We start from the raw sequence: 12,754 nt of genomic DNA, 5'->3' as shown, positions 1-12,754 counted from the left end.
GTGTGGGAGAGTAGGACACCGCCGGACCACCATTCACGGAAGGGCCCGCCCACCAGGGCGGGCCCTTCCGCATGTCCGCGGCCGGGCCGCCCGCGCGGACCTGCAAGAATGATGCCCCAGGCTGCAGACGAGAGGACACCCGTGAACCAGGAACGCCCGGCCTCCGGCCCGCGCCCCGAGGGGCGCGAGCGACGCGACGACGGTCGCGGGCGCCGGGGAGAGCGGCGTGGTCGCGACGGCGGCGCCCGCGAGCAGCAGGGCCGGGGAGGTCCACGGGGCGGGCCCGGGGCCGGACGTCCGTCGCACGCGGACTCCGCGGACCGGTCGGACGTGCGCCGGCCGCCCAGGATCCCCGAGCCCCCGCTGCCTGAGGACGCCGACGCCGGTGGGCTGGACCGCTCGCTGCGCAGCGAGCTGCGGACGCTGAGCAAGGAGAATGCCGAGGGCGTGGGGGGCCACCTCGTGATGGTCGGGCGGCTGCTGGACGCCGAGGACTACGAGCTGGCCCTGGCCCACGCGGAGGCGGCCGCCCGTCGCGCCGGGCGCGTCGCCGGGGTCCGGGAGACCTTGGGGGTCGTCTACTACCGCCGCGGTGAGTGGGCCAAGGCCCTGGCCGAGTTCCGCACGGCTCGCCGGCTCAGCGGTTCCCAGCACCTCCTGCCCCTGATGGCCGATGTCGAGCGTGGTCTCGGACGCCCGGAGCGCGCTGTGGAGCTGGCGGCCTCGCCCGAGGCGGCCCGTCTCGCGGCGGCGGAGCAGGTCGAGCTGGCGATCGTCGTGACCGGCGCACGGGCCGATCTCGGGCAGCACGCCGCTGCCGTCCAGCACATCGAGCGGCTGGCCCGGGCGAGCACGGCGCGGCAACCGTGGGCGGCCCGCGTGCGGTATGCCTATGCGTCGGCGCTGGAGGGTGCGGGCCGGGTCGACGAGGCGCAGGAGTGGTACGCCTCGGCGGCGGAGGTGGACGTCAACGGCGAGACCGACGCCGCGGAGCGTCTCGGCACCAGTGACGAGGCCTGGGTGGTCGACCTCGGTGACGACGACCCGGTCGAGGGCACGGACCGGTCCGGTGCGGACGTGCCGTCCCGCCCGGCCGGCGAGGGGCGCGGCCGCCCGGAGGCCCGGTCGTGATCTCCGGCCTCCTCTGCGACCTGGACGGCGTGGTCTACCGGGGCGACCAGGTCTGCGAGGGAGCCGTCGACGGGCTGCAGAGCGCCAGGGACGCGGGCGTGGACGTGCTCTTCATGACCAACAACGCCTCGAGGACGCCCGAGATGGTGGCGCGTCACCTGACCGAGCTGGGGGTCCGCGCCGCGGAGGAGGAGATCCTCACTGCCTCTCAGGTGGCTGCGGAGGTGCTCGGGGAGGAGCACCCGGAGCTGCTGGGCTCCGCCCCGGTCCTCGCCGTGGGCGGGGAGGGCGTGGCTCGGGCGCTGCGCGACGCCGGCTTCGCAGTGATCTCCCCCGAGGAGGTGGCGGCGGCTGTCGAGCAGGACGCTGCGCCTGAGGTGGGCGCGGTGGTCCAGGGCTACGGACCCCGACTGGGGGTCACCGACCTCACCGAGGCCGCCTACGCGGTCCGCGCCGGCGTCCCGTGGATCGCCACCAACGACGACGCGACCCTGCCCACCGCGCGCGGCCTGGCGCCGGGCAACGGCTCGCTCGTGGCCGCGGTGGCCCACGCCACCGGTCGTCGCCCGAGGGTGGTGGGGAAGCCGCACCGTCCCGCCTACGTCGTGGGCCTGCGCCGGCTCGGCCATCCGCGCGAGCAGACCCTCATGGTGGGGGACCGGCTGGAGACCGACATCGCCGGAGCCCGGGCGGCCGGGCTGCCGAGCGCCCTGGTGCTGACCGGGGTCTCCGAGAGGGCCGAGGCGGAGGCGGCGCCCGACGACCAGCGTCCCGACCACGTCGCGAGCACCCTCCTCGACCTGGCCGGGCTGTGGGGTGCCACGTGAGCGGCGGACCAGGACCAGGTGCCCAGCCGCAGGAGGGGTCTGACGGGCCTAACGCCCCGACCGACCTCGAGGCGACCGGGGCTCCGCCCGCCACGGGTGACGACGAGGTCGACGCGACCCTGAGGACCCTGCGGCGTGGACTCGACGAGGGGGACCCGGCCTCGGTGGCCGACGCCCTCGCCACGGCCCACCGGTCGCTGCAGGCCCGGCTGACGAGCCCGGATACCGACCAGCCCGGCTCGGCAGGGGCCAGGCCGCGACCCCGGTGAGCGTCCGGCTGGACCGGGCGCTCGTCGCCCGGGGTCTGGCCTCGAGCCGCACGCAGGCACAGCTGCTGATCCGGGACGGCCTCGTGCAGGTGGGTGGACAGACGGTGCGGCGGGCCGCGCATCCGGTCGCTGCGGACGAGGACGTGAGGGTCGAGGGGTCGGGAGCCGGCACCGAGTCCGCCTGGGTGCGCCGCGGCTGGGTCGGGCGTGGCGCGGTCAAGCTCGCGCACGCGCTGGAGGCGTGGCCGGAGGTGGGCGAGCGGATCCCCGGCCGCGAGGCCCTGGACGTGGGGGCGTCCACCGGCGGCTTCACGCAGGTGCTGCTCGAGCGCGGGGCGGCTCGGGTGGTCGCTCTGGACGTGGGGCACGGACAGCTGTCCCCGGTGCTGCACGAGGACCCGCGGGTGGAGGACCGACCGGGGCTCTCGGTCAGGGACGCGACCCCCGCGTCCCTCGGAGGTCCCTTCGAGGTGGTGGTCGCCGACCTGTCCTTCATCTCGTTGTCGGTCGTGCTGGGGCACCTCGCCGAGCTCGCCGCTCCCGGCGCCGACCTCGTGCTGCTCGTCAAGCCGCAGTTCGAGGTCGGCGCGGGCGCCCTCGGGCGCGGCGGGGTCGTGCGGTCCCCGGCTCACCGCGAGCGCGTGCTCCAGGAGCTCGACGCCCAGGCCCGCGAGCACGGCCTGTCGCCGCAGGACCTGCTCCTCTCCCCGCTGCGCGGGGCCAGCGGCAACGTGGAGTACCTCTGGTGGCTGCGCCGGTGCGCCCACCCGGGCCCCTGCCGGGACGGGGAGGGCATGATGGGCTGTGCACCCGGGCGGACCGGTATGGCCGCCCTGATCAGGGCCCGAGCACAGGAGGACGGATGAGCCGGCGGATCATGCTCGTGACCCACCCGACGCGGTCCGACGTCCCGCACCTGGCGAGCGAGTTCGCCGAGCGGCTGGGGCAGCACGGTATCGAGGTCGAGGTCGTCCCCGAGGCGGACCCCACCCACCAGGTGGTCGGCGACAGCGAGGTGGTCGCCCTGAAGAGCCCGGTGCCCGGGCACGTCGACGCCTCGGGCTGCGAGCTGGTCGTCGTCTTCGGGGGCGACGGCACCATCCTGCGGGGGGCGGAGATCGCCCGACCGGCCGGGACGCCGCTGCTGGGGGTGAACCTCGGTCGGGTCGGCTTCCTGGCCGAGGCGGAGAAGGACGACATCGAGGTCATCGTCGCCCGCATCGTCGACCGGGACTACCACGTCGAGCGGCGGATGACGCTGGAGGTCGACGTCGTGCACGACGGCCGGGTGGTCTGCCACAACTGGGCCCTCAACGAGGCGAGCGTCGAGAAGTCCGCCCGGGAGCGCATGCTGGAGCTGGCGGTCGAGGTCGACGGACGACCGCTGTCCACCTGGGGCTGCGACGGCGTCGTCATGTCCACCCCCACGGGCTCGACCGCCTACGCGTTCTCCGGTGGCGGGCCGATCATCTGGCCCGACGTGGAGGCGCTGCTCGTCGTCCCCATCTCCGCGCACGCCCTCTTCGCGCGTCCCGTGGTCCTCGGGCCGGACGCGCACCTGGCCGTCGAGGTGGTCCCGCACAGCCACGTCACCGGCGTGATGTGGTGCGACGGCCGCCGCACCGTCGAGCTGCCGCCGGGCGCGCGCATCGAGGTGCGCCGGTCCACGACGCCGGTCCTGCTGGCGCGGCTCGGGACCGGTGCCTTCACCGACCGTCTCGTCGCCAAGTTCGCCCTCCCCGTCTCCGGGTGGCGCGGTCCCGCCGGCGGTCCGCCCGAGGTCACGGCGTGACGCTGCGGCGCATCCGGCTCCAGCAGCTCGGGGTCATCGAGGAGGCCGAGCTCGACCTGGCCCCCGGCCTCAACGTCATCACCGGCGAGACGGGGGCCGGCAAGACGATGGTGGTCAGCGGCCTGGGGCTGCTCCTGGGGGAGCGCGCCGACGCCGGCCTGGTGCGCGCGGGGGCCTCCCGGGCCGTGGTGGAGGGTGAGGTCGACGTGCCCCGCGAGCACCCCGCCGCCCGGCGGGTGGAGGAGGCCGGGGGCGACGCCACGGACGGGCTCATCCTGGTGCGCACGGTGGCCGCCGAGGGCCGGTCCCGCGCCAGCGTCGGGGGACGCAGCGCTCCCGTCTCGGTCCTGGGGGAGGTCGGCGAGCACCTCGTGGCGGTCCACGGCCAGGCGGACCAGTGGCGGCTACGGGACACCGAGCAGCACCGCGTCCTGCTGGACGCCGCCGGCGGTCCCGACCTCGCGGCGGCCGCCGAGGCGTATGCCGTGGCCTGGCAGGCCTGGCAGCAGGCCCAGGAGCGGTGGGCCGAGCTGACGAGGACGACCGCCGAGCGTTCGCTGCGGGTGTCCGCCCTGCGCACCGCCGTGGAGGAGATCGAGCAGGTCGACCCGGTGCCGGGGGAGGAGTCAGACCTGCGTGCGGAGGCGGACCGCCTGACGTACGCCGAGGAGCTGCGGCAGGCGGCGCACACCGCCCACGACGCGCTCGTGGGGGGCGACCCGGCCACCGGAGCGGCGGACGGCCCGTCGGTCTCCGGGCTGCTGGGAACCGCGGTCGCAGCCCTCGGGCCGGCGGCCGAGCACGACGAGGAGCTGGCCGGGCTGCAGCGCCGCGTGCAGGACCTGCTCTATCTCGCGAGCGACCTCGGGCCAGAGCTGGCGGGCTACGCCGCCGGGGTCGACGTCGACCCGGAGCGACTGGAGTCCGTCCACGCGCGGCGCTCCGAGATCGGTGCGCTCCTGCGGCGGTACGGCTCGAGCACCGAGGAGGTGCTGGCCTTCGCCCGACGGGCGGCGCAGGAGCTGCACGACATCGACGTCTCCGACGAGGACCTCGCCGCGCTGGCCTCGGAGGTGGCCCGGTTGCGGGACGAGACGGCGCGCTGCGGCGCCGAGCTCGGCGCGGTCCGCCGACGGACCGCCGAGCGGGTCGGGGCGACCGTCACCGAGGAGCTCGCGCACCTGGCCATGGGCTCGGCGACGGTGAGCATCGAGGTGGCCCACCGCCGGCCCGAGCGACCGGCGGGCGCGGACGGCCCGCAGGACGGCCCCGGGGAGCCGGTCGTGCGGCTGTCCGACGGGTCGCTGGTGCGGGCCGGACGCTCCGGCCTCGACACCGTCGAGATCCGCCTGGCCGCCAACCCGGGAGCCCCCGCGCGATCGGTCACCAGGGCGGCCTCCGGCGGTGAGCTGTCCCGGGTCATGCTCGCCCTGGAGCTGGTCTGCGGCGACGGGTCCGTCCCCACCTACGTCTTCGACGAGGTCGACGCCGGCGTCGGTGGCGCGGCGGCGCTGGACCTGGGGGCGCGCCTGGCGCGGCTGGCGACCACCTCGCAGGTCGTCGTCGTCACCCACCTGGGGCAGGTCGCCGCACACGCCGACCGCCACCTCGTGGTGCGCAAGAGCACCGACGGCCAGGTCACGAGCAGCGACGTGAGCGTCGTGGAGGGGGCCGAGCGCGAGGCGGAGCTGGCGCGCATGCTGGGTGGGGTCGCCGACTCCGACGCGGCGCTGGAACACGCACGGGAGCTGCTCTCCCGTCGTGCGACCATTGACGCCGGATGAGCACGAGGCGCCGAGCGAGCACCCGCCACGCCGGTCCCGTGGTGGGCCCGGCGCGGGTCGACGCGCGCACCAAACGGCTGACGGCACGGCTGCAGCCCGGGGACGTCGCGGTCATCGACCACGCCGACCTCGATCAGGTCAGCGCCGCCGCCCTCGTCGCCTGCGCACCGGTCGCGGTCGTCAACGCCGCGTCGTCCACGACCGGCGCCTACCCCAACATGGGTCCCCAGATCCTCATGGAGGCGGGCATACCGCTGATCGACGCCGCCGGGAGCGAGGTGATGGCCCTGCCCGAGGGGGTGACCGTGACCGTGACCGGCGAGCAGGTCCGGGTCGACGGGGCCGTCGTCGCCGAGGGGGTCCGGATGACGCCGGAGCTGGTGCGCCAGCAGCAGGAGGACGCCCGCGGCAACCTCTCCGAGCAGATCGAGGCGTTCTCCCACAACACCATGGAGTACGTCCGGGCGGAGCGCGAGCTGCTGCTGGACGGCATCGGGGTCCCGGAGCTGCGCACGAGCTTCGCCGGACGCTACGCCCTGGTGGTCGTGCGCGGCTACCACTACAAGGAGGACCTGCAGACCCTGCGTCCGTTCCTCCGCGAGGCCCGGCCCGTCCTCATCGGCGTCGACGGCGGGGCGGACGCGCTGCTGGAGATGGGGCACACCCCCGACCTCGTCGTCGGCGACATGGACTCGGTGTCCGACGCCGCCCTGACCAGCGGCGCCGAGCTGGTCGTGCACGCCTACCGCGACGGCCGCGCCCCCGGTCTGGAACGGGTGCAGGCCCTGGGGGTCACCGATGCCGTCGTGCTGCCGGCGCCGGGGACGAGCGAGGACATCGCCATGCTGCTGGCCGACGAGCTCGGGGCCGAGCTCATCGTGGCGGTCGGCACGCACGCGACCCTGGTGGAGTTCCTCGACAAAGGCAGGCAGGGGATGGCGAGCACCTTCCTCACCCGGCTGCGGGTCGGGAGCAAGCTGGTGGACGCCAAGGGGGTGAGCCTCCTGTACCGGTCTCGGATCCCCACCGTGTCGCTGGTCTGGCTGGTGCTGGCCGGGTTGCTGGCCCTGCTCGTTGCCCTGGCGGTCACCCCTGGTGGCAGGGCCCTGCTGGGCGTGCTGGCCGTACGATGGGACGACGTCTGGGCCTGGATGGAGGGGTTGTTCTCACCGTGATCGACTTCCGCTACCACCTCGTGTCGCTGGTCGCGGTCTTCATCGCCCTGGCGGTCGGGATCGTGCTCGGCGCCGGCCCGCTGCGCGAGGGCATCTCGGACACCATCGACGAGGAGGTCGGCCAGCTGCGGACGGAGCGGACCGAGCTGCGCAGCGAGCTGGACGTGCGGGCACGGCAGGCCGAGGCCAAGGACGAGGCCGTCGACCTGCTCAGCCCGCGCGGGGTGGCCGGCACCCTCAACGGCACCCGCGTGGCCCTGGTGGTCCTGCCCGGGGCCGACCGCAACCACGTGGCGCTGCTGGAGGACCGCCTCGGCGAGGCCGGCGGCGCGCTGGTGCTGGAGGTCGAGGTCGACGACTCCCTCGACGCCGGGCAGGTCGACGAGGGGGTGGTCGAGCGGCTCGCGAGCACGCTGGAGATCCCCGAGGCCAGGGGTCTGGAGGAGGCGGGCCCCGGTGCGCTGCTCGGGACCATCCTGGCGGGGGCGGACCCGGACGGCGACGTGGGAGCCTGGCTGGCGGCCGCCGAGCGGTTGGAGGAGGAGGGGCTGCTCGACCTGCGCTGGCAGGGGCAGGCTGCCCAGGTCACCGACCGTCGCCCCCCCGACGCCATGGTCATCGTCGGCGGCGGACTGCCGGAGGGGGACGACGACGCGGGCCCGGAGGCCGAGGACCGGCTGCGCACCCGGCTGGACCTCGTCCGCACGCTGGCCGCGCTGGAGCAGCCGCTGGTGGTTGGGGCGGCGGGCACCGAGACCGAGGCCCTGGCCGAGGGGGGCGGCGAGGACGCCCTCGTCCAGGCCATCCGTGACGAGGGCGGCCTCCGGGACGACGTCTCGACCGTCGACGACCTGGAGAGCGCCAGCGGCCGGGCGGCGGCGGTGCTCGGGCTGGCCTGGGAGCTGCAGGACGAGGCCGGGCACTACGGGCTCGGCCGCCAGGCGGAGGCGCCGGTGCCGGCGCCGCCGCCGCTGCGGCTCGGCGCCACGACCGGCGCCGACGGGCAGGCTCCGGCGAGCGAGCCGGTGCCCGACGACACCGAGACCACGTCGGCCCCGTGACGCAGGCCGGCCCCTCCGTCGGCCCCCTGGCGCAGGCCGGCCCCTCCGTCGGCCCCCTGGCGCCGGCCGGCCCCTCCGTCGGCCCCGTGACCCCGGCCGGCCCCTCCGTCGGTGCCGGCACGCCTGCCTTCCCGCGCCCCGTGGCTGTGACCGGCGCAGCCGTCGTGCTCACCTGGGGGGTGCGTCTGCTGGACCGACGAGACGCCCTGCCCGGTGGTGGCCGTCGCTGGGTCCGGGTGAACCACCGCGGCGACGAGGTGACGCTGGTGGAGGGGGTGGCCCTGGCGATCGGCACGGCGGCGCCGCTGGCCCTGGTCGAACCCGCCTCGGCCGCGGCGGTGCTGCTCGCCGCGGGCGGGGGTGCCGTCGACGACCTGGCGGGCGACACCGGCGTCAAGGGGCTGCGGGGGCACCTCGGCGCCCTGCGGCGGGGCCGGGTGACCACCGGCGCGCTCAAGGTCGCGGTGCTCGTGACGGCCGGCGCGCTGGCCGCGTTTGAGGCCGACCGCTGCCGGGGGCGGGGGGCCTCCACCCTGGCTGCCGCCGGCGTCGTCGCCGGTGCCGCGAACCTCGCCAACCTGCTGGACCTGCGCCCCGGGAGGACGCTCAAGGTCGGACTCCTCGTCGGCCTGCCGCTGGCGCGCACGCAGCCGGCGGCGGCGGCCTGCTCGGGCGCCGCTCTCGCTGCCCTGCCCGACGACCTGGGCAGCCGGAGCATGCTCGGGGACACCGGGGCCAACGCCGTGGGTGCGGCCCTCGGCGTGGCGGCCGTCCGCGAGCTGTCGCCACGGGCCCGCTGGACCTGCCTCGCCGCCCTGGCCGGCCTGACCCTGCTCAGCGAGCGGGTGAGCTTCTCCCGGGTCATCGACGCGACCCCCGTCCTGCGTCAGCTGGACCGCTGGGGCCGCCGATGAGCTCGTCGGGACCGGGAGCACGCCCGGGAACGGGGCCAGGGCCGGGACCGGGGCCGAGCCGCCGGATCGTCGGGCAGGGACTGCTCGCCGCGGCGGGCGTCGTCGCGGCCACCACCCTGCTCGCCCGGGTGGCCGGGGTCGCCCGCTGGGTGGTCTTCTCGGAGGCGGTGGGGACGACCTGTCTGGGGCAGGTCTACACCACCGTCAACCTCATCCCCAACGTCGTGTTCGAGATCGCGGCCGGCGGGGCGCTCGCCGCGGTGGCTGTCCCGCTGGTGGCACGTCACCTGCAGGACGGTGACGAGGACCGCGCGGACCGCACCGCCTCGGCGCTGCTGGGCTGGGCACTGCTCGTCCTCGTGCCGCTCGGGCTCCTGGCAGCGCTGCTCGCGGGGCCGATCACCTCCGCGCTGCTCGGCGCCGGCGACCCCGACGGCTGCGACCCGGCGGCGGCGCAGCAGGTCGGGCGCCTCATGCTCCTGCTCTTCGCGCCCCAGGTGGTGCTCTACGGCATCGGCATCGTGCTCACCGGGGTGCTGCAGGCCCACCGACGCTTCCTCGCCGCCGCGCTCGCCCCGCTGCTGTCCAGCCTCGTGGTCATCGCCGTCTACCTGCTCGTCGGCGCCACCGTCGACGCCGACGTCCCGCTGGGCGAGGTGCCGGACCGCGCCCTGCTCCTGCTGGCCGGTGGCACCACCGTCGGGGTGGCCGCCCTCAGCCTGCCGCTGCTGCTTCCCGTCGCCCGCGCCGGGGTGCGGTGGCGTCCCACCCTGCGCTTCCCGGCGGGCTCGGGACGCCTCGCGGGCGGGCTGGCGCTCGCCGGGCTGGTGACCGTGGGGACCCAGCAGGTCTTCACGGTGGTGGTGATCCTCGTGGCCAACAGCACCGGTGTCGGGGGGATCACGGTCTGGACGTACGCGCAGACCGTCTACCTGCTGCCCTACGCCGTGCTGGTGGTCCCGCTGGCCACGGCGGCCTTCCCCCGTCTCGTGGGCGACGCGGCGCGGACCCGCGCGGTGCTGCGTCGGACGGCGACCGCGGTGGTCGCGGCCTCGGTCGCCGGCGCCGCCGCCCTGGCCGCCGCCAGCGGGGAGGTGGGGGCGGCCTTCCTGGCCCTCGACGCCGGCGCCGGGGGAGCAGGGCGGGAGGCGCTGGGAGCCCTGCCCGCCGCGCTGGCCGTCCTCGCGCCGGGTCTCGTCGGCTTCGGCCTCGTCGCGCTGCTCACCCGCGCGCTCTACGTCGCCGACCGGCCCCGCGCGGCGGCGGCCGGAGCCGCCTCCGGCTGGCTCCTGGCGGCACTCGTGGGCCTCGTGGGGGCGGGGGCGGCCGCCGCGGACGGCGTGGCCGGGGTGCTGGTCCTGCTGGCCGGAGCCTCGTCGGTGGGGATGGTGGTCTCGGCCGGCGTCCTCGCCTGGTGGACCCGGGTGGCCTGGGGTCCGGGAGCGCTCACGGGGCTTCCCCGCGCGCTGGCGGTGTCCCTGGCCGGTGCGCTGGTGGGGGTGCTGGTCGCGGCCCAGCTGCCGGGTGCCTCCGACCCGTCGGGTGAACCGGCGACGCTGGCCGTGGCGGTGGCGCTGGGCCTCCTGCGTGGCGGGGTTGCCGCCGCGGTGGTGCTCGGCCTCGTCCTGCTGCTGGACCGGGAGGCGGCCGCCCCCCTCCGTGAACGGCTGCGGATGCGGGGTCGACGACGGGAGAGCGACCGGTGAGGGTGCTGCTGGTCGTCGGGCTCGTCGGCGGCGGCGTCGGTCGACACGTGCGCCAGCTCGCCGTGGACCTCGTGGGCGCCGGTCACGTCGTGGTGGTGGCCTGCCCGCGGACGGTGACGGACCGGTTCGACCTGCAGGCCACCGGGGCCCGGGTCGAGCCGGTGGAGGTCGGCGTGGGCTCACCGGGCGCCCTCGCGAGCACCCACGCCCGGCTGCGGCTCCTGGCCCGGGGCGCGCAGGTGGTGCACGCGCACGGCGTCCGCGCCGGTGCCGCCGCGGCCCTGGCCGTCGGCGGGGGGCGGTCCCGGCGGGTCCCCCTGGTCGTCACCAGCCACAACGGTCCTCCGGAGGGGCGTGCGGCGTCGTGGACGTATGCGTCGCTCGAGGCCCTCGTCTGCCGACGGGCGGACCTCGTGCTGGGGGTGTCGTCGGACCTGGTGGAGCGGGCCCGCCGGCGCGGTGCCCGCGGGGCGCGCCTCGCGGTGGTCCCCTCCTCGGCGGCCGTTCCGGCCACCTGCGCGCAGCGCGAGCAGGCCGCGCGGGAGCTGCGCGCCGAGCTGGGCGTCCCGGACGGAGCGGGGCTGGTCCTCACGGCGGGTCGGCTGGCCCGCCAGAAGCGGGTCGACCTGCTCCTGGACGCCTACCGCCGCCTGCGCGACGACGCCCGGTTCGGTTCCCCCCCGGTCCTGGCGGTGGTCGGTGAGGGACCCCTCGCCGGGGCCCTGCGCGAGCAGGCCGAGCGCGGTGGGGGAGACGTGCACTTCCTGGGCCACCGGCAGGACGTCCCGAGGCTGCTCGCCGGCGCGGACGTCGTCGTGTCGTCCGCGGACTGGGAGGGGCAGCCGCTGGTCCTGCAGGAGGCGCTCGCCGCCGGTGCCCCGGTCGTCGCCACCGACGTGGGGGGCACGTCGGACCTCCTCGGTGGTGCGGGGGTGCTCGTGCCCCCGGGCTCGTCCGCCGCGCTGGCCGACGCGGTCGCCGGTCTCCTGCTCGACCCCGGGGCCCGGGCCGACCTCGCCCGGCGGGCCCGCGACCGGGCGAGCCGTCTGCCGACCAGGCGGGACGCGCTCGAGGCGGTGCTCACGGCATACCGTGGAGTCCTGCCCGACCCGGCCGTCGATCCGACCCTGCGCGCCGCCGCGCTGAGGACGCCGCGCGTCAACCTCGAGAGCCGGGCCGCGCTCCTCCTGGCGCGGTCGGTGACCGCCCTCGTGCCCGGCCGACGGGTCGCGTCGGTCAGGCGCCACACGCTCCGGCACCAGGGCGTAAGGCTGCGGGTCTACATCCCTTCTAACCCCTCCGGCGCCGGGCTGTTGTGGATCCACGGCGGAGGACTGGTCCTGGGGTCGGCCGCCATGGACGACAGGCACTGCGGGCAGACGGCGCGCGACACCGGGGTCACGGTCGTCTCGGTGGACTACCGGCTGGCCCCGCGGCACCCCTTCCCGGCGGCGCTGGACGACTGCCTCACGGGGTGGCGGTGGCTACGCGCCCACGCCACGGACCTCGGCCTCGATCCCGAGCGTTTGGCGATCGGCGGGCAGAGCGCCGGGGGCGGGCTCGCCGCGAGCCTCGTCCACCGGGTCGTCGACGGGGGAGACCCCGTGGCGGCGCAGTGGCTCTTCTGCCCGATGCTCGACGACCGCACGGCCGCGGACCGCGACCGGGACGCCACCGGCCACCTCGTCTGGGACAACCGGGCGAACCTCGCCGGTTGGTCGGCCTACCTCGGCGGGGACGTCGGAGCCGAGACGCTGCCGCCGTACGCCGCTCCGGCCCGTCGGGAGGACCTGAGCGGGCTGCCCCCGACCTGGATCTCCACCTCCGACATCGAGCTGTTCTTCGCCGAGGACACCGACTACGCGGACCGTCTCCGCGCGGCGGGCGCCGACGTCACCCTGGAGGTGGTGGCCGGGGCGCCGCACGGCTTCGAGGCGTGGGCGCCCCGCCACCCGCTGGCGCTCCAGCTCCTGGCCACCGCCCGCTCCTGGCTCGCCGACCGTCTCGGGCCCGGGACTCCCTGACCGCGCACGGCGCCCCCGCGGGGAGCGCCTCGCGACGCGCCCGGTGACGACCCCTGTCCCGGACCGCGCGG

Annotated in this window: 11 protein-coding genes; all 11 read left to right on the top strand. The window is 76.6% G+C overall.

Annotation, left to right across the window (positions count from 1 at the left end; genetic code table 11):
- The first annotated feature begins 141 nt into the window (after window positions 1-141).
- The 11 genes from Q0795_RS03665 to Q0795_RS03615 are packed head-to-tail and all read left to right on the top strand — an operon-like array spanning window position 142 to window position 12,683.
- Complete coding sequence (locus tag Q0795_RS03665) at window positions 142-1,131, top strand: hypothetical protein (RefSeq protein ID WP_298886593.1); 990 nt, start codon at window positions 142-144, stop codon at window positions 1,129-1,131.
- The gene (locus Q0795_RS03660) at window positions 1,128-1,958 is read left to right on the top strand and encodes an HAD-IIA family hydrolase (RefSeq protein WP_298886591.1); all 831 of its coding nucleotides are present in this window, start codon (window positions 1,128-1,130) and stop codon (window positions 1,956-1,958) included. The genes Q0795_RS03665 and Q0795_RS03660 overlap by 4 nt, the downstream gene beginning before the upstream one ends.
- Window positions 1,955-2,227, top strand: a complete 273-nt coding sequence (locus Q0795_RS03655) for a hypothetical protein (RefSeq protein WP_298886588.1) — start codon at window positions 1,955-1,957, stop codon at window positions 2,225-2,227. Before Q0795_RS03660 ends, Q0795_RS03655 begins: the two co-directional genes overlap by 4 nt.
- The gene (locus tag Q0795_RS03650; RefSeq protein WP_298886585.1) at window positions 2,224-3,093 is read left to right on the top strand and encodes a TlyA family RNA methyltransferase; all 870 of its coding nucleotides are present in this window, start codon (window positions 2,224-2,226) and stop codon (window positions 3,091-3,093) included. Before Q0795_RS03655 ends, Q0795_RS03650 begins: the two co-directional genes overlap by 4 nt.
- Entirely contained in the window at window positions 3,090-4,019 is a 930-nt protein-coding gene (locus Q0795_RS03645) for an NAD kinase (RefSeq protein ID WP_298886584.1), read from the top strand. Before Q0795_RS03650 ends, Q0795_RS03645 begins: the two co-directional genes overlap by 4 nt.
- Window positions 4,016-5,803, top strand: a complete 1,788-nt coding sequence (gene recN / locus Q0795_RS03640; RefSeq protein ID WP_298886581.1) for a DNA repair protein RecN — start codon at window positions 4,016-4,018, stop codon at window positions 5,801-5,803. The genes Q0795_RS03645 and recN overlap by 4 nt, the downstream gene beginning before the upstream one ends.
- Entirely contained in the window at window positions 5,800-6,978 is a 1,179-nt protein-coding gene (steA, locus tag Q0795_RS03635) for a putative cytokinetic ring protein SteA (protein WP_298886578.1), read from the top strand. Before recN ends, steA begins: the two co-directional genes overlap by 4 nt.
- Window positions 6,975-8,039, top strand: a complete 1,065-nt coding sequence (locus tag Q0795_RS03630; protein ID WP_298886574.1) for a copper transporter — start codon at window positions 6,975-6,977, stop codon at window positions 8,037-8,039. Before steA ends, Q0795_RS03630 begins: the two co-directional genes overlap by 4 nt.
- On the top strand, window positions 8,036-8,953 hold the full coding sequence (locus tag Q0795_RS03625) for a hypothetical protein (RefSeq protein ID WP_298886572.1): 918 nt from the start codon (window positions 8,036-8,038) through the stop codon (window positions 8,951-8,953). Before Q0795_RS03630 ends, Q0795_RS03625 begins: the two co-directional genes overlap by 4 nt.
- Entirely contained in the window at window positions 8,950-10,659 is a 1,710-nt protein-coding gene (locus tag Q0795_RS03620; RefSeq protein WP_298886570.1) for a lipid II flippase MurJ, read from the top strand. Before Q0795_RS03625 ends, Q0795_RS03620 begins: the two co-directional genes overlap by 4 nt.
- Window positions 10,656-12,683: an alpha/beta hydrolase fold domain-containing protein gene (locus Q0795_RS03615; RefSeq protein WP_298886567.1), complete on the top strand. Its 2,028-nt coding sequence runs from the start codon at window positions 10,656-10,658 to the stop codon at window positions 12,681-12,683. The genes Q0795_RS03620 and Q0795_RS03615 overlap by 4 nt, the downstream gene beginning before the upstream one ends.
- Window positions 12,684-12,754: the final 71 nt, after the last annotated feature.

The sequence above is a fragment of the uncultured Serinicoccus sp. genome (assembly GCF_947487915.1).
GTDB lineage: Bacteria > Actinomycetota > Actinomycetes > Actinomycetales > Dermatophilaceae > Ornithinicoccus.
The sequence above is the reverse complement of the archived record's forward strand: the minus strand, read 5'-3'. Positions and strand labels throughout refer to the sequence as shown.

Coding starts and splice junctions, on each gene's coding strand:
- Q0795_RS03620 (WP_298886570.1), top strand. CDS start 8,950: ATGAGCTCGTCGGGACCGGGAGCACGCCCGGGAACGGGGCCAGGGCCG.
- Q0795_RS03645 (WP_298886584.1), top strand. CDS start 3,090: ATGAGCCGGCGGATCATGCTCGTGACCCACCCGACGCGGTCCGACGTC.
- steA (WP_298886578.1), top strand. CDS start 5,800: ATGAGCACGAGGCGCCGAGCGAGCACCCGCCACGCCGGTCCCGTGGTG.